Origin of the sequence: Psychrobacter sp. AOP7-B1-24, assembly GCF_052376215.1 — a bacterium.
Taxonomy (GTDB): Bacteria; Pseudomonadota; Gammaproteobacteria; order Pseudomonadales; family Moraxellaceae; genus Psychrobacter.
Genome location: NZ_JBQSVL010000009.1, coordinates 58940 through 83108, shown reverse-complemented (window position 1 = coordinate 83108; position 24169 = coordinate 58940). Strand labels below are relative to the sequence as shown.

Genomic DNA, 24169 nt, shown 5'->3' with positions numbered 1-24169 from the left:
CATTGACTTGGTTTTTTCTATAGTCAATCCTAAATAAAAAAGGTACAAATACAACCACGCGATACAGAGATACATTTTTCTTGCTTGCTGTGCCTACGCAGACAGAGGCTGTGAAAATATAATCCGTATCGCTGTATTCATTTTATAGTGGATCGACTATATAACGCTACAAACAATGAAATACTTTAACGATACTAAAGACTCTTATGGCTGCTTTGATAACACCTATACAGGAACTACCTGATATATATCCTCTTATTGATACCCACACTCATTTTGATGAGCCAGTATTCGATAATGATAGAGCATTACTGGTGCAGCAAGCTTATTCAAAAGGCGTGCGTCATTTGGTTTTAGTGGGATATTTATACAAACATTTTGAGCGTATGTATGATGCTGAGCGACTATTGAATACCACAAAAACATCTAATAGCCAAAAAGTGTCACATATTGAAAGTCATATTGCGGTGGGTTTGCATCCATTTTATATTAATGAGCATAGTGAAGAGCACTTGAAAAATATGGCAAAAATGATTGCTGATCGGTGCCCGCTAGCAATTGGTGAAATAGGATTGGATACTTTCACTGCTGAGATGAAAGTTCCTAGTGTCTTTGCAAAGCAAGTGCAGTTTTTTCAGGCGCAATTGGATATGGCAGTGTTGTATCAATTGCCCGTGATATTGCATATTCGAAAAGCGCATGCAGAAGCATTGTCCATATTGAAAGCACATGATTATGATGCACATAAATTAGGTGGTATTGCACATAGCTTTAGTGGTGGTGAGCAAGAAGCAAAGGCTTTTATAAAGCTAGGATTCAAACTGGGCGTGACTGGTCAAGTTACCAACCCAAATGCCAAAAAACTGCGCCGTGCTATTCAAGCAGCTGTCGATAGTCACGGTATTGAATGCTTGGTCATAGAGACGGATTGCCCAGATATGATGCCCATCATATGTCAGACGTCAGATAATATTTGGTCTGATACACAGTCACATGACCGTAATATTCCTGCCAATCTGTCATGGGTATTGTTGAGCTTAAGTGAGTTACTTGAGGTGTCGCCAGATAGACTTGCTAAGCAATTATGGAACAACAGTTGCAACGCTTTGCGCACGACATGGGCTTATCCATTATAATAGTAATACCTGTTATCGACCATTGCTAACCAAGTTTTTGATAGGACATGGATTGGTAATAAATCGCTGAGGTAAGAGAGACTCACACAATTTAAAAGAGCATGTAATCTGTTATGAGTGAAACACGAGAATTCGAACTGACAGAGTCAGTCACTATTAAACACTCTGTCATCGCTGAGGTGACGAAAAAAGACGATCAGTATGAACGTCGTTTTCAAGGAACACGAACGCTCTATAGTGCGTCAGTTGTTGATACTTTCGCTGCTGCTCATGTTTATGTTATTGGTGTAGGAGGGGTTGGCTCTTGGGCAGCAGAAGCCTTAGCTAGAACGGCAGTTGGAAATATCACCTTGATTGATTTGGACGTATTGGTTGCTTCTAATGTTAATCGGCAGTTGCCTGCACTAGATAGTACTTTTGGCCAAAGTAAAATTGGCGCAATGGCTGCACGTATTCGTGAAATCAATCCTAAGGTAACGCTCAATTTGATTGATGATTTTTTGACGGTAGAAAACGTAGCAGCTTTATTACCAAGTCGTGATGAAGCAAAGACGGCTACTGCTCAAGGTAAGCCGATCGTTATTTTAGATTGTGTCGACGATATGAATGCTAAGTTGGCCATTGCTCTACATTGTCGTTTCAATAAGCTAAAACTGGTTTGTGCAGGTGGTGCAGGTGGCAAGATAGATCCTAGCCAAATTAGGGTAACTGACTTGCGAGATAGTTATCAAGATCCGCTACTAGCTAAATTACGTAATAAGCTGCGCCATGAAAAAGGTATTAATAGTGCTTTAAAAGAAAAGTTCGGTATTAAATGTGTTTATTCTACAGAGCCACCACGGATAGATAAGAGTTGTCAAACAGGTGGGCTACACTGCGGTGGATACGGTTCAGCAGTCGTAGTTACATCAGTGGTTGCGATGATGATGGTGAGCGAAGCATTACAATTATTGATAAAACAGACGGACAATAAACTGAGCGTCTGATCTTATTTAATGGAGTCCATCTTGTCTATATTTAATATACCTAAACCTAGCTATCCAGTAGCGGCAGATGAAGAAGAGCGCATCCATAAGCTTAAGAAGTATCAAGTGCTGAATGATAATGATGATCCTGCATTCAAGCGTTTGGTCGAACTTGTAAAATTGTTTTTTGACGTGCCTATCGTTGCTATTACTTTTATGGATGATAATACACAGTATCTAAAATCTGCGAAAGGACTTGGCGATATATGTAGAACGACACGTGAAGTGGCTATTTGCAATTATACAGTGTTGTCTGATGAAGTCTTTATGATACCTGATTTATCGATAGACAGTCGTTTTAGCCGAAACCCGTTAGTTACAGAGGATCCTTATTTGCGCTTTTATGCTGGCGCGCCAATTATGATTTACGAAGACAATAAAAGCTACCGCTTAGGTTCTTTATGTGTGATGGATACCCAGGCAAATTATGAATTTGATGAGCAAAAAGCAAATATCTTGTCTCAGTTTGCGATGATGACAGCAGATGCTTTGCAGCTACAAGATAAACAGCGTGATGCCAAACATGCTAATGAAATGAAGTCGAGCTTTTTGGCGAATATGAGTCATGAGATCCGCACTCCAATGAATGGTATCATTGGCATGGTGGAGATGTTGAGTGAAACCAATCTGAGCACTGAACAACAAGATTACGTGGATAATATCAAAGTTTCTAATGAGCACTTGATGGTAATTATCAATGGTATTTTAGATTTATCGAAAGTTGAATCTGGAAAAATGACCATTGATGCCATTCCAATCAACTTATCTGGATTATGTAATGAAGTGGTGAGCCTTTTTGCTGTCAGAGCACGCCAGCGAGGGTTGGTTTTAGACTATCACTATACCGAGTCATTATCTCCTTATGTGAAAGGAGACCCAGTGCGCCTCAAACAGATTATTGCTAATCTCGTCAATAATGCGATTAAATTTACTCGTGAAGGCGGGCGAGTTAGTATTGATGTTAAACATGTATTCAACTGTCAGCATAAGGGCTTAGAAAAGTACAGTGCAGATAACTACCATCTTCAAGATGTTACAACAAACAATACAAATGATACTACTACTCACGATGTAACCACCAAATGTGCTCGTGATCAGGTCATGACGTTATGTATTGAGATCACCGATACGGGTGTTGGTATTAAGGCAGAGTCGTTAGATGCTATATTTGATGCTTATGATCAAGCAAATAAATTCACACATCGTCTTTATGGTGGTACTGGTCTTGGGCTTTCAGTTTGTAAGTCTTTGGTGAATTTAATGGGTGGTTATATTGATGTAGATAGTGAGGTAGGTGTCGGTACAACCTTTAGGGTTTTGTTGCCTTTGCCTGCTGTCGATGAGAACCAATACGAAGCGTGGCAAGATGAAAATGACGCTACTGTGATTGAGTCTACCCACGAGCGTGCTGGTCATATATTGCTGGTTGAAGATGATAGCGTCAATGCGATTATCGCCAAAAAAGCCTTGAAAAAGAGTGGTCATATCGTTACACATGTTGCTGATGGGCAGCAAGCAATCGAGATTTTTGCGCGTTCTCCTGAACGTTATGATGTTATTCTAATGGATCATCATATGCCTATATTAGATGGTGTGCAGGCTACTATTAAATTACATGAGCTCTATGACCCTAAATCATTGCCGCCTATTATTGCCTTGACTGCCAATGCAATGGATGGTGAGCGCGAAAAATACCTAAAGATAGGTATGCAAGATTATTGTACAAAGCCTTTCAAACAAGAGCAGTTAAATGCATTAGTGCAGTATTGGTTGATACAAAAGCAGTTACTCGACGAAGAGTGATTATGTATGAAGCGTAACTATGTATGAAGCGTAGCCGTGTACAGAAGGTTTGCATAGATTGCTGTATATCATTGTCATCAGTACAAAAAAAGCTGAACGACTTATCAAGTCGTTCAGCTTTTTTATTGAATAATAAATAGTGGCTATCAATTACATTGAGCACTATTATTTTTTAGTACCATTAGCTAACGCGAGTCTGATAATCACCAGTGCGGGTATCGACACGCACGACTTCGTCTTGCTGTACAAATAATGGAACACGTACAACCGCACCAGTCTCTAATTTAGCAGGTTTGCCGCCACCACCAGAAGTATCACCACGCACGCCAGGATCTGTTTCTGTGATTTGCAACTCAACAAAGTTAGGCGGTGTTACTGACAGAGGGGTACCATTGAATAAAGTGATGGTACATAATGCATTGCTGTTTTCTTTTAGCCACTGTGTTGAATCGCCCATTGCTGTTTTGTCAGCTTGGATCTGCTCAAAACTTTCTGGGTCCATAAAATGCCAAAACTCACCATCGTTGTATAGATAGTTCATTTCAGTATCCATTACATCAGCAGCTTCTAAGCTGTCACCTGACTTAAAGGTTTGTTCCAATACTTTGCCACTACGAAGATTGCGCAACTTCACACGGTTAAAAGCTTGGCCTTTACCTGGTTTGACAAATTCATTTTCAAGAATGGCACAGGGATTGCCATCCAGCATAACTTTTAGACCAGCTTTAAATTCATTAGTAGAAAAACTTGCCACAAGAGACTCCTAAGGGTTGTAAATATGATGAGAGATAGTGGGATATGGGGCTTGCTGTATCAAAATCGCTGATTACGCTTAGTGTCTAAAGGATAGGTCGTATGCTTTGATAGGCTACGTACTAAGAGCGTATAATATCGGATTTTGGGCACAGGTAATAGGCTGTCATGATAAACCATTTAATCACACAAAAAAACTGGAAAACACAATTATCCGAGGCCATTACTTCTATTGATGAGCTATTAAGTATCTTACAGCTTGAAGCAGTGCGAGAAAATATCTATGTGCCTAAGCATTTTGAGCTACGAGTTCCACGTGCTTTTGTAGCAAAAATGACCATTGGTGATAGTGAAGACCCTTTATTAAAACAAGTATTACCAGATCAGCAGGAGCAAATAAAGGTCACGGGTTATGTGGCTGACCCTCTAAGCGAGAATACACAAAACCCTATCAAAGGCATGCTCCATAAATACCAGTCAAGAGTGCTGTTGACCATTACAGGCGCCTGTGCCATTCACTGTCGTTATTGTTTTCGGCAGCATTTTGATTATAGTGCAAATATGCCCACGGCTGAGGCAAAAGAAAAAATCATTGATTATATTACCGTACATACTGAGATTAATGAGGTTATTTTGAGTGGTGGCGATCCACTGAATGTGACAAATAGACGTTTATTTGCATGGTTAGATACGCTTGAGTCTCTCCCTCAGTTGACCACTATTCGTATACATACTCGTTTGCCATTGGTCATTCCAGAGCGTTTAGATGATGCATTATTGACAAGACTATCCCAAAGCCGCTGCAACATTGTGATGGTGATTCATTGTAATCATGCTAATGAAATAGATACACTGACAGCAGAACACTTGCAGCGTGCACGAGCTGCTGGCATTACCTTATTAAATCAAGCCGTTTTATTAAAAGGTATTAATGATAGTGTGGAGGTGCAAGCACAATTAAGCCAGTGTTTATTTTCATGTGGTGTGCTACCTTATTATTTACACGTATTGGATAAAGTGTCTGGTGCCGCACATTTTGATATCGATGAACGGTCATCAATTCAGCTTTACTGGTCATTATTGGCGGTGTTACCAGGTTATCTCGTGCCAAAATTGGTCAGAGAGCTGCCGAATAGACCTTTTAAGGTACCAATTAACATTTACAATGAGTATTAATATAGGCACTATAGTGTATCTAAAAATTAGTGGACAAAGAATGAGTTTGTTAGTACGTACGGACTGTTTATTGGTGTCATTTTTTAGAGAAAATATAAAATGAAGCTAAGATTAATGTTTTTATAAGCATTATAAGGTACTAGCTGTTGTAAGGCAGTGTCTATTGTTGGCGACACATCTTGACGTTAAGTCATCATTTAAAGCGAATCTTCAATTTAATTAATCGTTATTTAAATGGACTGAAGGTCGCCAAATAGCTGGTTAATATCCCAATATTATCAGCGCTAGTTTTCTCGTTTGACGGTAGTTTATCTCATGTTTATCATCGTTGTTTAAATGAGGACACGGCCTAGTCAGTATAGGTAAGTCTATTGTGTTTCGTTACTGTGTTAGAGTATATTCATTTATTAGTATAAATTATCTTGATACCATAGTGCCTTTATATGAGATTGCCTATATATCATTGTGCGTTACCTGATTAAATACTTTCCTCCTGCCAAGTTACTCAAAGCCACTAGGAAGAATGATGATAACTTTATCGATGTTTCAAGAGTACTTATCTTCTGAAGAGCCATTGCCGCCGCTACTGAATAAAATGGCAAATGGCCAAGAGGGTTATTTACGTAAACTATTGGCAGGACTGTCTTCGCAAACACAGGCAGAGCAAGCCGAGCAATTAGAAAAAATACTGACAGTATTACGCGTCGCCAATATAGATGAGCAGCAACGTCTTAAATTAATGGTTGCTGTAATTAGTGCCTCAGATCAGTTAATTGCGGCACTGCGTCAGCATTTTATTTATGAGACAGGAGCACTGAGTAGTGTTCAGGTGGGGTATGTAAACCAGATAAAGTCACTATATTATCTAATTATCATGGTCTATGACAGAGTGATACGCCATAATACCTCATTGTTAAGCCGTCAGCGTAAATATACTACCAGTGATGGTTGGCATCGCTATTTTAGCAGTGACAAGACACTATCCACCACACTTGCTGTCGCCATTTATCAGTCATTGTTGATGTACCAAAGGCTCCTGTTTACAGAAGTGCTTTGCTATCAAAAACCATCACCTTATTTATGGGCTAAAATCAACCAGCTGTATTATCTTGCATATCAGCATCATGTAGTTGGTATCGATTTAAGTAAGATGATAGATATTTCGCGGGCCAGCAATATACATCGTTTGTATTGTCAAATTTGTTTGCATAGTTTATTAAATGTACGTGCTATGCGTCGTCCTAGTATCTTGCTAGTACAGCGCCTGTTAACCGAATGGGCTGAGTATATTGTTGCGACGATAGAACCGAAAACGGACACTCGAATATTTGTTGATTTACAAAATGATAAGCCACCCACCTATTTGACTGCCAGTTCTGCAATTAATCCATATGAAGATCGCTATCACTGTTTATTTATAGAATTAATGCCGATGCTGGAATACCTTAGTTCACGCTGTCAGGTCTTAGTTCAAGAAGGCAGTGAAGGGCTTGAGAGTTACTTACTTAACAATATAGCGATGACAATGCGTTACCATTATCTAAAGTCGCCACCGAAGTTAGTGAAGAAACGTAATGTAAAAAAAGAAACTGTTTTGGTTACAGGCTTTAATAATATTCATTATCATGTAGGTGGTTCACATCTTTTTGCAAGCTTAATTGCGATGAATGAGCTACCAGAAAAGCATCGACCTCGTTATGATACGGTTAGTAAAAAACAGGATAGTAGTGATATATTGGCCAGTGAAATTTTTGATGCTAACGATCAGTCATCACTATTTCGTACGCTGATATTACCTTCAACAGTAGATGTTTTGGATGAAGAAAGTGCTCGAGTAAGCCTTACTGAAGAAAATCTTCATGCATTAGTCGCTGACGATGATGTAATGGCTGACGATGTTATTATTAAGACTGCACCGCCCTTGTTATATCTTATGAGCCTTTTTTTAGTCTGTCGGTCTGAGACAGTTGCATCACCAGATTGGTCAATAGGTGTAGTGCGTTGGCTGAATCTGGATACTGACAAACCAGAAGTTGATTGGCAAGTGCTTGGAAATCAAGTTGTGGCTTGTGGGCTGCGTTTAGAAGGCACAGAAACACGCAGTCAGCACTTTGTACCAGCATTTATTCTTGGTAGGGAGGAGGAGCTTCAAACTATCGGGACTATGATAGTGCCAACAGCTTACTTTCAAACAGGTGACAGAGTCATCATGCGTATCAATGCCAAACAAACCTCGTTACGTTTGGGTAAGCGTCTACTGATTACAGATGAGTTTAGTCAGTATGAGGTCGTACAGCTATAGCTGTTGGGTTTTGCCAAAAAAATAGAAAAGTAGTGATATGAATAGAGATTTGGTTAGGCATTATTTAAATAGAGCTTGAGCTTCAATAGCCATAGAAGTCAGTCATGCTAGACAATGATGGCAAGTTAGTCTGCAACCGGTTATATTATTGTCTATAATGATAAATATTATTACTCTCGTTTATATAATATCTGTGGTTAATAAGCATGTTATTTCGATCTAAAAAGTATACCCGTGTTATACAAATCGCTAAGTCTATTCTTCATAGTACACTCTGTACTAGGTTGATCTTTTGGAATGTGCGTAAGATATCGAAAATAACATATAAAAATAAGATCATGTTTTAAAGGCTGATTATGCGTACTCAATCCATCTTGAATTTGTTAGTTATCGATGACGATCAGCTATACGCTGAGCACCTTGTACACTTATTAGGTAGTTATTATGATGATGTGAATTTAGGATTTTTAGATGATAAAGAAGAGCTGTTAAAGTCGCTACGACAGTCGTGGGATGTTTTGGTATTTGGTAATGCCTATGATATGAATTTCACAGATGTCGTGGGTATCGTTCAAGAGCAAGATATTGATCTCCCTATGATTTGCCTGTTGGATGAAAAGATGGCATCGCCCATTCGTAAGAATGAGGCGTTACCTAATATTATCAGCGGCACAATGGTCAAAGCACTCAAAGTAGACGAAGAAATGGCAGTGGTCATGTCTATTTGTTTGCAGCACGATAGCTTACGCAGTCGCCGTGAGCTCAAAACATTACGACATGTACTCTCTGAAGCTGAGCAACGTGCCAATGTCTTGATTAAAAACTCTAAAAGTGCGGTTGCCTATATAGATGAAGGCATTCATATTTTTGCCAACGACCCTTACCTTCAGCTTTTTGGTTTTGACTCGATGCATGATGTCATCGGTGTACCTATTATTGACCTGATTGCAGGTGGTGATAACGTCAAAGGGTTTAAGCAGTTTTTGCGTCAGTTTGCTAAAGGTAATCGTCAAGAAGTAGAGTTTAAGTTTGAAAGTATACGAACAGATGGTAGTACTTTTGAAGCAAAGTTACAGCTGGCTGCTGCAACCTTAGAGGGTGAGCCAGTGACTCAGGTTATCATCCAACAAGATCACAGTAACAGCGCCGAAATTGCCAAGCGTTTGGCTGCGGCTGAATGTAAAGATAGTCTAACAGGTATTAGCAATCGCCGCGGCTTTGAAGAAAAAATGGAAGCGGTGTATCAGCAAGCACGCCAAGACTTGTTGACGGCAGGTCTATTATACGTTCAGCTCGATAATATCGGTAAAATTAGAAGCAGTCTAGGTTTGCAAGGCATAGATGCTACTGTCAAGCAGGTGGCGTATGCATTAGATGAGTTGGTATCAGATGGACATGTGAGCCGTTTCAGTGATACCGCATTTACTATCCTTGTAGAAGACAAGACCAGCTCAGAGCTTAAAGAACTGGCTGAGCATATTGGTTCGCACATCAGTAGTATGCTTATTGAAGTGGAGAAACGTACTACTAGTACGACAGTCAGTATCGGCATTGTCAAAATTGACAAAAATACGGCAGAGCCAAATATATTGCTCGAGCGTGCTATGGATGCCATCAACCAGATTATGATTGAAACATCTAATCATGGCGACACTTATCATTTATACGATCCAAGCGAACATGCCAATAGTGATGATAACGCATTGGCTGAGTCATTAGTTGATGCCATCGCCAATAATCGTTTTGAGCTATCGTTTCAGCCAATATATGATATTAACAATGATCGCAGTGATTTCTTTGAGGTCTATCTATGCTTACCATTGGCCGATGCTGAGAATACGGTGTTGACTCCTGATCAATTCATGGCAGTTGCCAAAACGCATAATTTGCTCGAGAAGATAGATCGCTGGGTGCTGATTAATGCCTGTAAAAAAATAAATGATGTACGTAAAATGCACCCTGAAGCTAGGCTGTTGGTACAGTTAACAAGCGCGTCATTGATTGATAAAAAACTAGCTAGTGTTGCTAGCCAACTGATAAAAGCAGTGGGCGGTGCAGCAGGGGTGCTTACCTTACAGTTTAATGAAAAAGATATCTCAGATCATTTGACCATCGCGAAGACTCAGTTTGCAGCGCTTAGTAAGATCAGTTGTCAGATAGGTATTAATAATTTCGGCTCTTCTGCCAAATCTATAGAAATTGCCAGTTTTGTGCAGCCAGATCTTGCACGTTTGCCGCGTAGCTATGTAGAGGATATTGACTCATCAGATAACTTAGACATGGTTAAGTCACTTATTAGACGAACCAATGAAGTCAATGTTGATGTGCTGATGCCTTATATTGAAGATGCTGCAACGATGTCTGTTGCTTGGAGTGTGGGTGCCCGCTATCTACAAGGTTATTACTTAGAAGCGCCTAGTAGTACGATAAATGTTGCGACTTAATATGCCATAATGTCTTTTGTGGTATTTGTCATTTAAGCATTATTTGTTGGTGTGTAAGCTGACAAATAATGCTGTCTTTTTGCTAGTATTTATTTATATTGTTTATATACGCCTGATATTCTCTAACCAAAGATTACCAAACATGTCTATTATTAGTAAATATCAAATAGGTGGCCTTATTGCCGCTATTTTATCGCTCAGTGCCTGTAAGCAGACTCCTCCACCTGACCACCGCGCTCCTGTGACGTTACCTTTATATACCGCAGGTGATGCGGACAATGGTGCTATCATCTATCAGGAGGCCTGTGGGCAATGCCATCGGCTCAATGCTGGACTCAACAAAAAAGGTCCGCAGTTGATGAATGTCTATGGTGCGCCAGCCGCCACGTTAAAAGATTATACTTATAGCGAGGGATTAAAACAGTCAGGTTGGGTCTGGAATGCTGAGACACTCGACCCTTATATTGCCGATGCTGAAAAAGCCATGACAGGTTCAAAGATGCTATCTAATCCAATGCCAGATGCTAAAGAACGCGCTGATGTGATTGCTTATTTATCAACACTTCGTGCGCCGTTACCAGCAGTGGATGACGATAAAAAGTAATCTTTGATGTTATAACTAAGCTATAACTACTATTGCCATAAAAAAGAGCCAATGACCTCCTATGACGCATGCAACGACGGACTATCGCTACAATCAGAAAAAAATTGCACAGTTAATGGCACAGTTGAATCAAATTTTGCTAGACAAACCGCAGGTGGTCAAGCTGGCACTCAGTGGTATATTGGCAGGTGGACACATACTATTGCAAGATTTACCAGGCATGGGTAAGACGACTTTGGCACAAGGCTTGGCGCAGTTGTTAGGGCTGAGTTTTAGTCGCGTACAGTTTACCAATGATATGCTGCCTGCAGATATTTTGGGAATGAGTATCTATGATCAAAGCAAGCAGCAATTTGAGTTTCGCCAAGGGCCTATCTTTACTCAGCTATTGCTCGCTGATGAAATCAATCGCTCTAGTCCTAAGACGCAAAGCGCGTTACTAGAAGCTATGGAGGAAAGACAGGTCAGTCAAGATGGGCAGACTTATCACCTGCCTCAGCCATTTTTTGTAATTGCGACTCAAAATCCATTGCAGCAAGCGGGTGTCTATCCGTTGCCTGAATCGCAGCTTGATAGATTCTTATTATGCTTATCGCTAGGTTATCCGTCACCTGCGGCAGAGCGTGAACTACTAAAAGGTCAGGATCGTCGTGAGCTATTGAAAGATTTAGACGCGGTGCTTGATACTGATACTGTTTTGCTTGCTCAGCAAGGCGTTAGGCAAGTTTATGTCGCAGATGTAGTTTTGGACTATCTACAAAGACTGGTCGCAAAAACTCGGGCAAGCCAAGAGTATCATGGTTTGTCACCGCGTGGCGTGCTGTCGCTACAACGTGCGGCACAGGCTCATGCCTATGTGTCAGGGCATATGGAGATCACGCCTGAAGACATTCAAGCCGTATTTGCTGCTGTGACGGACCACCGACTCGGTCAGCGCTTTATACCTGCTCATGTGACAGGCGGGAGCTCACCACAAACCATTGCACAACGAATCTTAGCATCAGTGTCTGTCGTCATTTAAACATATTATTTAATAGTAGAACGCTTCAAAACAGTTATTAGTCAGCTTATCAATCAACGGTAAGGATAGGGTAGTCATGAGTCTTTTGCCAAAAGCCTTAACCGTACCAATTACTTTAGCATTAAGTCGCTGGTTTGCATCACGCGCACCTAAAAGCGACAGTGCTACTCTGAATTTGCGCAACGTATACATCTTCTTTAGCCGTGAAGGCATGCTGTTTTTAGTATTGTTAGTCATCACCTTTATCGCTGGTATTAATTATGGCAATAACTTGGTGTTAGGGTTGTGTTTTTATCTGATTAGCGTATGGCTTATCAGCTTTCATGTAACGTTTGCCCATATTTCAGGTCTTAAGCTGCAACTCTTAGAGGTAGCAATGGTAGAGGCAGGCGATCTTGCATGGGTGACTTTACAATTACATAGTGAGAGCCGCCAACCAAGACGACAGTTGTTATTTGATTTTGAGTCGCTTGACAACCAAAAGAAGAATCGTGCAGATGGTCAGCATGCTGTACTGGTTACCAGACTGAAAGGCGAGCAAATCATTCGGCTTCCTGTTCAAACCAATGCTCGTGGTCAGCTTGAATTACCACGTCTAAAAATAAAAACGGTTTATCCTTTAGGTATCATGCAGGCATGGTCTTATGTATATTTTTCCCGTACAGCTTGGGTGTATCCAAAGCCAGAAGCTTTCGACTGGCAAGCACAGTATGCTGTCGCGAGTGTAGAGGATTTACCGATAGGTGGACAGTATCGGCAAGGTCAAGATGACTTTGAGCGACTCGATAATTATGTAGAAGGTGAGTCGTTGGCACGCGTATCTTGGAGACATGTGGCACGAGGTCAGGGTATGCTTACCAAGCATTTTGCCGATCCTGTCGGTCATGAGCAAACGCTAGATTATGCTGATATGCCTGCGGCTCAGCATGAGCAAAAGCTGGCGCAATTGGCGTATGGCGCGGTCACACTAGGCCAGCTTGGCGTGCCATTTAATATGCGCTTACCAAATGATATGCCGTCTACTGCAATGATGGGTGAAGGTGATGTATTTGCGCAAGCTTGCTTGCTAAGGCTGGCGAAAGCGCCATGAATCACTCTCCCGTTTTTTCTGAAAACCAATCTGCTAGTACCTCTACAGTAGAGGCCGTAAATTCTGCGAGCTTTGAGCAGTTGGCACAAGGTCATAACGCCACTACTAATAATAGTGTACTGAACCGTGATAATAAATGGTACCGCAAATTATTTGCGCTACCAGCGTATTATTGGGTCATCATTGCTCAAGTGGTTGTCATTCTACCGCACGCTGCACACCTGCCTTTATGGTTAATAGGTTTTGCAGTGGTGAGTATTGCCGCTCAGCTACCACGTGTGAAAGCGAGATTTAAAAAGATAGCGCATTTGAAGCGTGTTTATCAAGGCATGCAAATGCTTGGTTTTTTATTAGGTCTGGCCGGCTTGTGGCTGACTTATAATACGGCATTTGGGTTAGATATGGGTGTGGCATTTTTAGTGCTGTGTCTCATCAGTAAGCTTTGGGAGTTGTACAAGCGCCGTGATGCTTATGTGGTATTAAACCTATCATTGTTTGTACTGGCGGCATTGTTTTTGATGGATCAAGGACTGTTTACGACTTTAGAAGTTGTGATTGGTGCGACTATCGTGTTGCTCGCGTTCATTGCATTAAACGATGATGGCAATGCTCGTGGTGATGGTCGTCTGCGTACTTTGGGTGTGCTGGGTGTTGGTGCGCTACCGTTATTGGTGGTGTTGTTTTTGTTTTTTCCACGTTTACCGCCGCTATGGTCCGTTCAGCTCTCAGGTCAGCAAGCAACCACGGGTGTCTCCGACAGTATGTCACCTGGTGATTTTGCTAATTTGGGACAATCAACTGAGCTGGCATTTCGGGTAGAGTTTAAAAATGACCGCCCACCACAGCAGCAGCTCTATTGGCGCGGTTTGGTATTTAGTGACTTTGATGGGGTGACTTGGCGTCCTAGCTCCCAGCAGCGACAGTGGCAATCGGTATCGCAAAGACCCACTTGGATTGAAAACGTATTTGCTACCGTTCCTGAAGCCGAGCAAGTAGCACCGAGCATTTATCAAGTTATCTTAGAACCTACCCAACAAAACTGGTTATTTGGACTTGATTATCCGTTTACCAATCAACCAAATATTAGTACTACCTCAAATTTCACGTTATTAAATAACCAACCTATTACGCAGCAATTGCGCTATAACGTATTACAGTTCTCGTCGATGCGTATAGACCCTATACTCAGTGATAACTCAAGGCGTCGAAATCTAGCATTGCCAAGTGAGGGTAATCCACAAACACGAGCATTGGCTAAGCAGCTTTTTGCGCAGTCAGGCTCTGATCCTGTGCGTTATATGGCGGCTATTGAGCGCTGGATCAATCGAACGGACTTTCGTTATACACTATCGCCGCCACGGTTAAATGATAACCGTATTGATGAGTTTTTGTTTAATAGCAAGGCAGGGTTTTGTGAGCATTACGCTTCAAGCTTTACCTTTATGATGCGCGCAGCTGGCGTACCAGCACGAGTCGTGGCAGGCTATCAAGGTGGCGAGCTAAGTCGTGGCGGTGATGTTTGGGAAGTGCGGCAGAAGGATGCGCATGCGTGGACTGAGGTTTGGCTAGAAGGTCAAGGCTGGGTACGTGTTGATCCCACTGCCTTTGTCGCTCCTGAGCGTGTGGAGCAAGGTATGGATGCGCTAACACAGTCTCAAGGCGCAGCAATGTTTGGTGATGGTGCAGGTGCGCAGTTTAACTATCAACAGTATCAAATGCTACAAACCTTACGTCGTTTCTCAGATCAAGCCAGTTATTATTGGCAAAAAGATGTCGTTGGCTATGATAAGGATAAGCAAGCTGACTCATTGCTTAAATGGTTCAATATCAAATCTATCATGCAACAAGTTATCTGGTTAGCGGCGAGTGCTATTACGGTCATGGCTGTTTTGATATTTGTCATCTGGTATCGACGCCGCAAACACTGGCATCCAGCAGATTTGCCACTTGTGCAGCTGTCACAGCGTATAGCTAAGCAAGATAAATCATTAGCTCGTACCGATAGCGAGGGACAGCTAGCATGGCTTGAGCGCTTAGCCAGTGCTATTGATAGTCGCAATGATACAAATGTCAATAATGAAGCTAAGACAAGTAATGCTAGTACATTAACGGACAGTGATCATCCTGACGTTATTCAAGAAAAAATCACGCAAATCAGACAAGATTATCGTCAGCTACGCTATGGACGTTTAAGTACCGTTGAAATCAATGACAATGGATACCAGAAAGCACTTAAGCAGCTGAAAAAAAATGTACACGATTTATTATAAGTCCATTTAGCCAGCAGTACTTATTAACTAGCAGCACTTGTTAGCGACAGTTATTAGCGATAGTGAGCGGACAAATGATAGATAAATTTGGAATAAACCATGCGTAGCACTAAAGACCGTATTCGCCATGCCTTAGGGTTTGAAATCATCGGTCTATTGATTTTTGCACCGCTAGCAAGTTGGGTATTTGGCTTTGAACTGCATTCAATGGGTGTAATAGCATTGGCAGGCTCTATTGTCGCAACGGTGTGGAATTATTTTTATAATATCTTATTTGATAATGCCCTGCTTAAACTACGTGGTGAGGTAAAAAAGACAGTTCCTATACGAATATTACACGCTGCACTGTTTGAAGGTGGTTTGCTGGTGCTGTTTTTACCTGCGATTGCTTGGTACTTGGATATCAGTTTGTGGGATGCTTTTAAAATGGATATCGCTATGGCGACATTTTATTTGGTATATGCTTTTGTCTTTAATTGGGTTTACGACAGAGTGTTTCCTATTGTTGAAGCTGATTGATGCTTCAATCTAAAGCAATACGATAAATAAGACAGGTAACTGAGATGGCGATATATGTGGATTTTATGCAAATAGAATTTAAAGGCTATAAGTGGTGTCATCTATTAGCTGATACATTACAAGAATTGCATGATTTTGCAGCATTGATTGAATTAGATGCGCGCCTGTTTCATCGTAACGCCAGTTATCCGCATTATGATGTCACTGTGCAGATGCGAGAAACAGCGATTGAGTATGGTGCAATTCCTGCCGATCGAAGAAAAATTATCGAGTGTGCAAAGAAGCTAAAAGTAGAATTACATACACAAATAGCACAGTCCGATTGTTTGTAATAAATGCATAAACAAATAAAAAGGTGGGTTATGTTTTGGCTAACCCACCTTTTCTGTTTTTTTAGGTCGTGTTTTTTGAGTGTAGTATTACTTAGCAACCGCTGCTGTGCTGACCGCATTTAATGCTTTTGAGATATTATCAATGACGGTATCACAGCCTTCGATATTATGGCGGGTTTTGAGATATTCAGGATTGTTATAAGACAGCCATACTTTTTGATCAGCATCCTCGCTGATGAGGATTTTTTGTGGTAAATCAATGGCGACAGTCTGCTCACAGTTCATCAAGGGCGTACCGGCTTTAGGGTTGCCAAACATAATGACCTGGGTTGGTCGTAAGGTTAAATCGACACCTTGTGCATTTTTCTGATGATCGACGCGCGCAAATACTTTCATGCCTTTGCTTTCGATAACTGAGACCAGCTTATCGGCAGTATCTTGCACGGAATGATTGCTTTGCATGGTTACCAAGCCTTTTTCAGCATTGATAGCCGTTGTCGTGGTTTTTAGCGAAGAGGTGGGTGCATTTAGAACGTTTTCAACACTGGCACAAGCCGTCATGGCCAAAGCCAAAGCAGCGATAGAGACGATTTTAATCATGAGTCATCCTTTTTTATGGTGATTGGTTATCCGTAATAGTTGGCAACATCGAACATTCATTGTGCATCATAACCTTGTGTGTAATCAACCTATCCGTAATTAGCTTATCCGTAATTAGCTTATCCGTAATCAGCCTTGCATAGCAACTCAAATAATAGCGAGTACAACAACGAACATAACAACACGCATAACAACGCACACAATAAAAAGCATCATGACAAAGTGCGTTAACGGACTCTTAAGCCAAACGTTCTGCCAGATAGTCTACCAGCAACCTAATCTTTGGTGATAAATGACGATTGTGCGGATAAATAGCCCAAATACTTTCTTCTGGCTCTCGATAGTCATCCAATAAGCTTATCAGCTCCCCTGATTCTAAATACTTTTGCACGTAATAGTCAGGCAGCTGGACGACACCCAAACCTTTCAAAGCGGCATCGACTAGGCTATGCCCATTGTTATATTGGATGTTTCCAGAGACACGCAAGTTTTTTTCTTTGACACTGTTATTGGTTTTTTGATCGCTATCTATTTGGTCGGCATCTCTAAAGTACCAATAATCACGAGTACCCAGTAAGCAGTTATGATGACTCAAATCATTCAGAGAGTGAGGCGTGCCATATGTATCGAGATAAGAAGGCGCGGCACAGACAAAGTTAGTGCGATGGCTGAGCTTCTTTGCCATCATCGTTGAGTCGCTTAATTTACCGATGCGAATCGCTAAATCGTAACCACCATCAATCAAGTCAATCATTTGATTACTCAAAAACGCTGTTACTTCGATATTACTATACTGCACCATAAAATCATTGATCAGCGGTAATAATTGCTGCTCGCCATACGTCATAGGTGCCGTTAGTTTAATTCGACCTTGTGGCGTTGATTGAAAGCGACTGACCGCCTGTTCAGCAGCATCTAAGCCGTCTAATACACCACGGCAGTGTTGATAGAAAACACGTCCTTCTTCTGTGAGTGAGACTTTTCGTGTTGTACGATATAGCAGTTTAATATTAAGCCGTTTCTCTAATGCACTGATTTGTCGGCTGACTTGTGCGGTTGAGATACCTAGTTCTTTGGCGGCGCGCGTGAAGCTCTCGTATTCTGCAACATAAACAAACTCACTGACCCCATCCCAACGCATGATTATTACCAATATGTAAAAGTTATTTGCAAATATAGCATATTGTTATCATGCTAGAAATAACTATAATGAGAAGTATCCGCTTCGAAATGTTTCAGATATTGGCCCCAACAGGCTATGCCTAATAACGAACTAAAAAGAGAGACAGCTATGTCAGATCAATTTATCAAATCTAAAGCCGCCATCGCTTGGGGGCCAAATGAACCACTATCTATCGAAGAAGTAGATGTGATGCTGCCAAAGAAAGGCGAAGTATTGGTAAAAATCGTAGCAAGTGGTGTTTGTCATACCGATGCGTTTACGCTCTCTGGTGAAGACCCAGAAGGCGTATTCCCAGCGATTTTAGGTCATGAAGGTGGCGGTATCGTTGAGCAGATCGGTGAGGGCGTGACTAGCGTGCAAGTTGGTGACCATGTGATTCCTTTATATACAGCGGAATGTAAAGTCTGCAAAATGTGTACGTCGGGCAAAACCAACTTGTGCTCGGCGGTACGTGAAACCCAAGGTAAAGGCCTAATGCCAGATGGCACCACGCGTTTTTATAAAGATGGTAAGCCAATCTATCATTATATGGGCTGCTCAACCTTCTCTGAATATACGGTTTTGCCAGAAATTTCTTTGGCCAAGGTCAATAAAGAAGCACCGTTAGAGGAAGTTTGTTTGCTGGGTTGTGGTGTCACCACGGGTATGGGTGCGGTCATGAATACCGCAAAAGTCGAAGAGGGTGCGACCGTTGCTATCTTTGGTCTCGGCGGCATTGGTCTATCGGCAGTCATCGGTGCTGCGATGGCAAAAGCCAGTCGTATCATTGCAATTGATATTAATGAGAGCAAGTTTGAATTGGCCAAAAAATTAGGTGCGACTGACTGCATCAATCCGAAAGATTACGACAAGCCCATTCAGGAAGTCATCGTGGAATTAACCGATGGCGGTGTGGATTATTCATTTGAATGTATCGGTAATGTCGATATCATGCGTTCAGCACTTGAGTGCTGCCATAAAGGCTGGGGCGAGTCGGTCGTCATCGGTGTCGCAGGTGCAGGGCAAGAAATCTCTACCCGTCCGTTTCAACTTGTGACTGGGCGCGTCTGGCGTGGCTCAGCATTTGGCGGGGTAAAAGGTCGTTCAGAATTACCAGGCTACGTTGAACGTTATCTGGCAGGTGAGATCCCATTACAAGAGTTCATCACCCATACCATGCCATTGGAAGACATTAATGAGTCTTTTGACTTAATGCATAAGGGCGAGAGCATTCGTACCGTTATCCATTTTTAAACGATAGTCAGCCCTAAATAAAAAATACAAATACAACCACGCGATATCGGTTATATTTTTCTTGCTTGCTGTGCCTACGCAGACAGAGGCTACGCAAAATATAATCCGTATCGCTGTATTTTTTAATATTAAATCGCCTATAGTAATGATAAAAATACCACTTCTAAGATGGAAGCGGTATTTTTTTAGGCTAAAGCATAAAGCATAAAGCATAAAGCATAAAGCATAAAGCAAAAGGTCAAACAGTATGAAACCTCAGACAATAGAAACGGAACGTCTCTATCTTAGACAGTGGCAGGCGAGTGATTTACCTGTCTTTGCTGAAATGAATGCTGATCTTGACGTCATGAAGTATTTTCCCAAGCCACTGTCACCAAAATTGAGCGATGCCATAGCCAATAAATGTTCAAAGCTTATTGAAGATAAAGGCTGGGGATTTTGGGCCGTGAGCCTAAAAGAGACGAATGCCTTTATCGGTATGGTTGGCTTAAATGAAGCACATGTTGATATGCCTTTTGCACCTGCTGTAGAGATGGCTTGGCGACTACACAAAGATTATTGGGGAAAAGGTTATGCAACGGAGGCCGCAAGAGCTTCATTAACGTTTGCATTTGAAACGTTAATGCTTGATGAGGTCGTCGCGTTTACGGCTGTTATTAACAAGCACTCGCAATTAATCATGCAGCGCATTGGCATGACTGATACGCAAGAAAACTTTTATCATCCAATGCTTGAGTCTAACCATCCACTTGCTGAGCATGTGCTATATAAAATTACTCAGGAGCAGTGGCGGTAAAATTTTAATTATTGACGGTAATAGCTTTCTTGTTTAACAGCCTCTAGTTTTTAGCATCGAGTATGATTTTCTTAGCAAGCGTGACAAGATCTGAGGCCATAAAATTCGGTGTCGGTACATTGGACGCAGGTAACATAGCGTTATGAGGGCGTTTTAGAAATGCACCTTGGCAACCAGCCGCTTGAGCGCCTATCGTATCCCAAAGATGAGAAGCTACGAGGCATAAATCTGACGTCTCAACAGACATTTCCTTGGCGACCATTTGATAAGTCTCAGGTGCGGGTTTGAATTTTCCGACAGTTTCTACGCTGAATTGCTGCTCAAAGAACTGACTGATACCGGCTTTTTCGAGTGGTGAAGGAGAGGTGCTACTTGCTGAATTGGTCAATGTCGCCAGTCGAAACCCTGCATCACGTAGCTTGGTCAATGCAGGTATGACATCGGGATGGGCCGGCATTTTTCCCATGAGTGTTTTGAGTTCTGTGATATCGTCATCTGTCAGCGTGATTTTATGGATATCAGCAGTCATCTGTAAGGCGCCAACACCTAGCTCACCAAAAGGTGCATACAGCCCTGATAGCGTCATGGTTTGAGAGTAGAGTACCAGTTGAGCGAACCACTCTCTTAGCATGAGCTTGTCATCGAATAAGCGAGTGAATAAAGGGGTTAAGGTCTCAATATCTAGCAAGGTTTCATTGACATCAAATACAATAATTGGGTGGGTTGAGTTAACGGACATATAGACTCCTGTTGTTGAGAGCTAGCAGGTTATGACTGTTTCATAAGCCATAAATTTTATAAACCATAAATTTCATAAGTCATAGAGAGCCAACAAACCTAATAAAGCATGCTGACCAGTTAAGCGAAAGTATTGGATAATATCCCAAAACAGAATATTGATAGAAGACAGTATGACGAAGTAAGAGGTATGAATTGTTAATTCGCAGGGCATTAACGTTGATAATTGAAACATTAGAGTATGTTAAGTATCAGGCAAAAGTGACGTTGTAGCAGATTGATAGAGTAGTCTACGGTAACAACAGACCCTAGGGCCAGTTGCATGTATGATGTTAGATGGTTTAATGCTCTAGCTAAGAAATTTTAGCTAAGAAATCTTAATCCTGAAGTTTTTAACGCCCATACCAGTTCTACAAAAGCACGGCTGTTGGTCAGAGGCTCGCCATCGATGATGAGTACGTAGCCTGAACCATCAATCCATAAAAACACAAAACTGGTCTCAGGAATCAACATATCAACCTGCTGAAAAAACGAGATGGCTTGGCTTTCTACTGCCCAACCACGTTGTTTTTGACGTAGTATAAATCCTGAAAAGTCAGCCGCTGCGACACTCAACATATCGGCTTCTTCTTGGCTGTAGCCAATGCGTGCCAAACAGAATCCTTCATCAGAGCCGATGGCGGCACGGCGTTTCCCTGACAAGCTAGCAACCACGTAGGGTAAGAACTGATCTAGTGGTAGATTAGGTGCTGGTAAAAGCAAGGACAGTTTTTCAATCCAACCTTGCTCGATAAAGTTTTGCAACCATTCATCAGAGTAGCGTTCTAGCCATTCGGCTGCGAGCAGTGTCTGTGCATAAGACAGTAAGTCTTGTAATGATAACTGCTTATCAGTGGGTTCACTTTGAGAAAATGCCTCAAAAATACCGGCTGGAGTTAAAGTCAGATACGTTTTATCAGCATTTAAATAAGAAGACATAGCAGCTACCGTTATAATAAAGGTTATAAATAGGCAATAAATTAAGTTTTAATGTTTTGGGTTTGATCAAGGTTTTGTTGACAGTTATTCCAACGTTCATCAAACTGCCAGTCGCTTTTGCCTAAGCGAAACCATACTAAAGAGAAGGCAAGCCGATCATTGCGTGCGATACAGTGAGCAAAAAATTCGTTTTCGATCTGCTCAATTGTACCCCAGTCTTCATCATCACGTGCTTGCATCAGTTCAGTTGTGATGTCCTTAGATATTTCTTTGGCATCATCGCTACTGATACGTAGTCGTCGCTTTTGTTCATTGAGAGAAGGCGAAACCAACACGCTCCAACGGGTTGCGAGCATACTATTGCGTTGAATGTATCTTTTCTTATTGATACATTCGCGGAACCCTTGCTCAATATGAGGGTAAAGCCGACCTTTGACACGAATAAACAAGTTGTTTACATCATAAGGGATATCATACCAACAGCCATAAAAAAAGTCTGCAACGGCACCTTGTAAAGGCTCTTTTTCGTTCAATAATAGCGCAGCATTGATACGTTGTTCGTGAAAATGACGATTGTTGGGTGCCAAAAATACTTTACGTGAGTATAAACGAAATACTCGCCGAGCTTCCATCTCATTTTCTTTGATAAGATCTAAATCAGACATAATAGTGTCCTTGTAAGTCATAGTCGCTATTGTATGGCTCATATTATATAGCGACCATTAAGGTGCAATAGGCTATGACCTAAGCAAGCAAAACGATGCAATATGTCAATATCTCAATGAAAAACTAGTCAAGCAAGGTCTGCATTAAATCTATCATAAATTCAGCATCTTCCTCATCCATCGCTTCAAATCCATGAGGCATACCCAGTTCTGCTAATGCTTCTTTACCATCGTCGTCATTATGCAGATTGAGAATGGCATTCATAAAGATTTCGGTGTCAGGGAAATCCTCTTTAATAAGCAGTACATGACTGATATCAGCCAAATCACTTTCGATAAGTACTGATAGTTGAGTTTTGGTCAGACGAGAAAAGCTATGAAATATCTCTGCTAAAAAAAAGGCAGCCTGGGCCTCGCCTTTAATGACTTTTCGAGCTGCTGCTTGATAAGTTTCAGTGATATCCCAAGTCAGATCAGCTTCTTCTATATCAATGGCTTCTAATAAGCGTAGGCCAACTAGTTTAACATCACGGTTATCGGCCATTGCTACAGTAGCGCCAGTTTTTATGTCTTCTAAGCAGTTGATATCGCTCTTTGCTGCAGCGGCAATGACCATCTCATCAGATTTTCCGATAGGGCGGGCGACTGCACGGTAGCCTTGCTCACGAATCAATGTTGCTGCATCAAAAGGGTTGGCATAAATGATTTGAATGTTACCAGCAGTAATGACTTGCTCTTGCTCATCATGTGAGGATGGAATGTTCAAGTGCATATTTAAGTTAGCACGTTTTTGAATCAACGTATTGAACATGTGCCAGCCTGCGAAACGCTCAGGCGAAAAATCTGGGGCGATTAACATATTATGTGTCGTCATGACTCAATCTTCCTCATTTTTTTTCATTTCAGCATACAACGCTATCGCTGCTTCTATCTTGCTGCGTGATGGTTTGCGTCGTACTGATGTATAGCCTACTGTTTTGCCGTGACGAACATTCGGCACGACAGTAGCATAGACCCAGTAATGACTACCATCTTTGCACAAGTTTTTGACATAGCCATGCCACTTTTGTCCAGAGACTGCAGTACTCCACAAGTCTTTATAAGCAGCTTTTGGCATATCAGGATGGCGCAAAATGTAATGTTGTTGACCGATTAGTTCATCAATAGTGTAACCGCTAATTTCAACAAAAGCATCATTGGTATGTGTCAGTATACCGTTCAAATCAGTACGCGATACAATCAGCTTGCCATCAGGATAAGGGCGTTCAATACCCGTGTCATAGACAGTGCGTGAGGTGCCATCATGGTAAGTTATAGTAATCTGCTTAGCAGGCATATCAGGCTTATGTGCATCAGGGATTGGAGAACCCATAGTAATCTCCTTTATGGATCGTTGTATTCATAATGATTAAAAAGCCAGCTTTATGTGGAACTTGTCGAGAATGTTATTTATAGTGAATAGAGTTTTAGCTTATTATTGACCCTAACACTTATTTAAGCA

22 protein-coding genes are annotated in these 24169 nt (G+C 41.4%); 14 read left to right on the top strand and 8 right to left on the bottom strand.

What is annotated here, in order from left to right:
• Nucleotides 1-206: 206 nt before the first annotated feature.
• The 3 genes from ACT3QP_RS03640 to ACT3QP_RS03630 all read left to right on the top strand — a co-directional run bounded on the left by ACT3QP_RS03640 (nt 207) and on the right by ACT3QP_RS03630 (nt 3964).
• The gene (locus tag ACT3QP_RS03640) at nt 207-1136 is read left to right on the top strand and encodes a TatD family hydrolase (RefSeq protein ID WP_444524487.1); all 930 of its coding nucleotides are present in this window, start codon (nt 207-209) and stop codon (nt 1134-1136) included.
• A gap of 113 nt (nt 1137-1249) precedes the next feature.
• Entirely contained in the window at nt 1250-2122 is an 873-nt protein-coding gene (locus tag ACT3QP_RS03635; protein WP_444524486.1) for a tRNA threonylcarbamoyladenosine dehydratase, read from the top strand.
• 21 nt (nt 2123-2143) lie between these two features.
• Nucleotides 2144-3964: an ATP-binding protein gene (locus ACT3QP_RS03630; protein ID WP_444524485.1), complete on the top strand. Its 1821-nt coding sequence runs from the start codon at nt 2144-2146 to the stop codon at nt 3962-3964.
• A gap of 181 nt (nt 3965-4145) precedes the next feature.
• Here ACT3QP_RS03630 and efp read toward each other — a convergent pair whose 3' ends face one another.
• Nucleotides 4146-4718 (bottom strand): elongation factor P, encoded by a 573-nt coding sequence (gene efp / locus ACT3QP_RS03625; protein WP_444524484.1) that lies wholly within the window; start codon nt 4716-4718, stop codon nt 4146-4148.
• 167 nt (nt 4719-4885) lie between these two features.
• On the opposite strand from efp, the gene epmB reads away from it, so the two are divergent.
• The 9 genes from epmB (at nt 4886) to ACT3QP_RS03580 (ending at nt 16475) form a co-directional block, all read left to right on the top strand.
• A complete protein-coding gene (gene epmB, locus ACT3QP_RS03620; RefSeq protein WP_444524483.1) occupies nt 4886-5893 on the top strand; it encodes an EF-P beta-lysylation protein EpmB in 1008 nt (335 codons plus the stop codon).
• Between the two features lie 526 nt (nt 5894-6419).
• Nucleotides 6420-8195: a hypothetical protein gene (locus ACT3QP_RS03615; RefSeq protein WP_444524482.1), complete on the top strand. Its 1776-nt coding sequence runs from the start codon at nt 6420-6422 to the stop codon at nt 8193-8195.
• A gap of 356 nt (nt 8196-8551) precedes the next feature.
• Nucleotides 8552-10639, top strand: coding sequence for an EAL domain-containing protein (locus tag ACT3QP_RS03610; protein ID WP_444524481.1), 2088 nt, complete (start codon nt 8552-8554; stop codon nt 10637-10639).
• 142 nt (nt 10640-10781) lie between these two features.
• Nucleotides 10782-11243 carry a c-type cytochrome gene (locus tag ACT3QP_RS03605; RefSeq protein ID WP_444524480.1) on the top strand — a complete coding sequence of 154 codons (462 nt, stop codon included), beginning with the start codon at nt 10782-10784 and terminating at the stop codon, nt 11241-11243.
• Nucleotides 11244-11304: 61 nt separating this feature from the next.
• Nucleotides 11305-12264: an AAA family ATPase gene (locus ACT3QP_RS03600; protein WP_444524479.1), complete on the top strand. Its 960-nt coding sequence runs from the start codon at nt 11305-11307 to the stop codon at nt 12262-12264.
• 76 nt (nt 12265-12340) lie between these two features.
• A complete protein-coding gene (locus ACT3QP_RS03595) occupies nt 12341-13354 on the top strand; it encodes a hypothetical protein (RefSeq protein ID WP_444524478.1) in 1014 nt (337 codons plus the stop codon).
• Nucleotides 13351-15624 (top strand): transglutaminase family protein, encoded by a 2274-nt coding sequence (locus tag ACT3QP_RS03590; protein ID WP_444524477.1) that lies wholly within the window; start codon nt 13351-13353, stop codon nt 15622-15624. The genes ACT3QP_RS03595 and ACT3QP_RS03590 overlap by 4 nt, the downstream gene beginning before the upstream one ends.
• Before the next feature lie 99 nt (nt 15625-15723).
• Nucleotides 15724-16143 (top strand): PACE efflux transporter, encoded by a 420-nt coding sequence (locus tag ACT3QP_RS03585; RefSeq protein ID WP_442062058.1) that lies wholly within the window; start codon nt 15724-15726, stop codon nt 16141-16143.
• 44 nt (nt 16144-16187) lie between these two features.
• A complete protein-coding gene (locus tag ACT3QP_RS03580; RefSeq protein ID WP_192518871.1) occupies nt 16188-16475 on the top strand; it encodes a DUF4031 domain-containing protein in 288 nt (95 codons plus the stop codon).
• Between the two features lie 87 nt (nt 16476-16562).
• On the opposite strand, the gene ACT3QP_RS03575 is transcribed toward ACT3QP_RS03580, so the two are convergent.
• Both ACT3QP_RS03575 and ACT3QP_RS03570 read right to left on the bottom strand, forming a co-directional pair.
• Complete coding sequence (locus ACT3QP_RS03575) at nt 16563-17075, bottom strand: DUF302 domain-containing protein (RefSeq protein WP_192518870.1); 513 nt, start codon at nt 17073-17075, stop codon at nt 16563-16565.
• Nucleotides 17076-17313: 238 nt separating this feature from the next.
• Nucleotides 17314-18216 carry a LysR family transcriptional regulator gene (locus tag ACT3QP_RS03570; protein WP_192518869.1) on the bottom strand — a complete coding sequence of 301 codons (903 nt, stop codon included), beginning with the start codon at nt 18214-18216 and terminating at the stop codon, nt 17314-17316.
• Nucleotides 18217-18366: 150 nt separating this feature from the next.
• Here ACT3QP_RS03570 and ACT3QP_RS03565 point away from each other — a divergent pair, with 150 nt between their 5' ends.
• Nucleotides 18367-19491: an S-(hydroxymethyl)glutathione dehydrogenase/class III alcohol dehydrogenase gene (locus ACT3QP_RS03565; RefSeq protein WP_225739114.1), complete on the top strand. Its 1125-nt coding sequence runs from the start codon at nt 18367-18369 to the stop codon at nt 19489-19491.
• Nucleotides 19492-19738: 247 nt separating this feature from the next.
• Nucleotides 19739-20287 (top strand): GNAT family N-acetyltransferase, encoded by a 549-nt coding sequence (locus ACT3QP_RS03560; RefSeq protein ID WP_192518868.1) that lies wholly within the window; start codon nt 19739-19741, stop codon nt 20285-20287.
• A gap of 43 nt (nt 20288-20330) precedes the next feature.
• On the opposite strand, the gene ACT3QP_RS03555 is transcribed toward ACT3QP_RS03560, so the two are convergent.
• The 5 genes from ACT3QP_RS03555 to ACT3QP_RS03535 all read right to left on the bottom strand — a co-directional run bounded on the left by ACT3QP_RS03555 (nt 20331) and on the right by ACT3QP_RS03535 (nt 24040).
• Nucleotides 20331-21026 (bottom strand): haloacid dehalogenase type II, encoded by a 696-nt coding sequence (locus ACT3QP_RS03555; RefSeq protein ID WP_192518867.1) that lies wholly within the window; start codon nt 21024-21026, stop codon nt 20331-20333.
• Nucleotides 21027-21388: 362 nt separating this feature from the next.
• Complete coding sequence (locus ACT3QP_RS03550) at nt 21389-22003, bottom strand: hypothetical protein (RefSeq protein WP_192518866.1); 615 nt, start codon at nt 22001-22003, stop codon at nt 21389-21391.
• Nucleotides 22004-22044: 41 nt separating this feature from the next.
• Nucleotides 22045-22668, bottom strand: a complete 624-nt coding sequence (locus tag ACT3QP_RS03545; RefSeq protein WP_192518865.1) for a hypothetical protein — start codon at nt 22666-22668, stop codon at nt 22045-22047.
• Between the two features lie 124 nt (nt 22669-22792).
• Nucleotides 22793-23542 carry a PhnD/SsuA/transferrin family substrate-binding protein gene (locus tag ACT3QP_RS03540; protein ID WP_192518864.1) on the bottom strand — a complete coding sequence of 250 codons (750 nt, stop codon included), beginning with the start codon at nt 23540-23542 and terminating at the stop codon, nt 22793-22795.
• 3 nt (nt 23543-23545) lie between these two features.
• A complete protein-coding gene (locus tag ACT3QP_RS03535; protein ID WP_192992261.1) occupies nt 23546-24040 on the bottom strand; it encodes a PAS domain-containing protein in 495 nt (164 codons plus the stop codon).
• Nucleotides 24041-24169: the final 129 nt, after the last annotated feature.

What these genes read in the sequence shown, in the direction of transcription:
- ACT3QP_RS03640 (WP_444524487.1), top strand. Translation starts at nt 207, where the DNA reads ATGGCTGCTTTGATAACACCTATACAGGAACTACCTGATATATATCCT.
- ACT3QP_RS03635 (WP_444524486.1), top strand. Translation starts at nt 1,250, where the DNA reads ATGAGTGAAACACGAGAATTCGAACTGACAGAGTCAGTCACTATTAAA.
- epmB (WP_444524483.1), top strand. Translation starts at nt 4,886, where the DNA reads ATGATAAACCATTTAATCACACAAAAAAACTGGAAAACACAATTATCC.
- ACT3QP_RS03615 (WP_444524482.1), top strand. Translation starts at nt 6,420, where the DNA reads ATGATAACTTTATCGATGTTTCAAGAGTACTTATCTTCTGAAGAGCCA.
- ACT3QP_RS03610 (WP_444524481.1), top strand. Translation starts at nt 8,552, where the DNA reads ATGCGTACTCAATCCATCTTGAATTTGTTAGTTATCGATGACGATCAG.
- ACT3QP_RS03605 (WP_444524480.1), top strand. Translation starts at nt 10,782, where the DNA reads ATGTCTATTATTAGTAAATATCAAATAGGTGGCCTTATTGCCGCTATT.
- ACT3QP_RS03600 (WP_444524479.1), top strand. Translation starts at nt 11,305, where the DNA reads ATGACGCATGCAACGACGGACTATCGCTACAATCAGAAAAAAATTGCA.
- ACT3QP_RS03595 (WP_444524478.1), top strand. Translation starts at nt 12,341, where the DNA reads ATGAGTCTTTTGCCAAAAGCCTTAACCGTACCAATTACTTTAGCATTA.
- ACT3QP_RS03590 (WP_444524477.1), top strand. Translation starts at nt 13,351, where the DNA reads ATGAATCACTCTCCCGTTTTTTCTGAAAACCAATCTGCTAGTACCTCT.
- ACT3QP_RS03585 (WP_442062058.1), top strand. Translation starts at nt 15,724, where the DNA reads ATGCGTAGCACTAAAGACCGTATTCGCCATGCCTTAGGGTTTGAAATC.
- ACT3QP_RS03580 (WP_192518871.1), top strand. Translation starts at nt 16,188, where the DNA reads ATGGCGATATATGTGGATTTTATGCAAATAGAATTTAAAGGCTATAAG.
- ACT3QP_RS03575 (WP_192518870.1), bottom strand. Translation starts at nt 17,075, where the DNA reads ATGATTAAAATCGTCTCTATCGCTGCTTTGGCTTTGGCCATGACGGCT.
- ACT3QP_RS03570 (WP_192518869.1), bottom strand. Translation starts at nt 18,216, where the DNA reads ATGCGTTGGGATGGGGTCAGTGAGTTTGTTTATGTTGCAGAATACGAG.
- ACT3QP_RS03565 (WP_225739114.1), top strand. Translation starts at nt 18,367, where the DNA reads ATGTCAGATCAATTTATCAAATCTAAAGCCGCCATCGCTTGGGGGCCA.
- ACT3QP_RS03560 (WP_192518868.1), top strand. Translation starts at nt 19,739, where the DNA reads ATGAAACCTCAGACAATAGAAACGGAACGTCTCTATCTTAGACAGTGG.
- ACT3QP_RS03555 (WP_192518867.1), bottom strand. Translation starts at nt 21,026, where the DNA reads ATGTCCGTTAACTCAACCCACCCAATTATTGTATTTGATGTCAATGAA.
- ACT3QP_RS03550 (WP_192518866.1), bottom strand. Translation starts at nt 22,003, where the DNA reads ATGTCTTCTTATTTAAATGCTGATAAAACGTATCTGACTTTAACTCCA.
- ACT3QP_RS03545 (WP_192518865.1), bottom strand. Translation starts at nt 22,668, where the DNA reads ATGTCTGATTTAGATCTTATCAAAGAAAATGAGATGGAAGCTCGGCGA.
- ACT3QP_RS03540 (WP_192518864.1), bottom strand. Translation starts at nt 23,542, where the DNA reads ATGACGACACATAATATGTTAATCGCCCCAGATTTTTCGCCTGAGCGT.
- ACT3QP_RS03535 (WP_192992261.1), bottom strand. Translation starts at nt 24,040, where the DNA reads ATGGGTTCTCCAATCCCTGATGCACATAAGCCTGATATGCCTGCTAAG.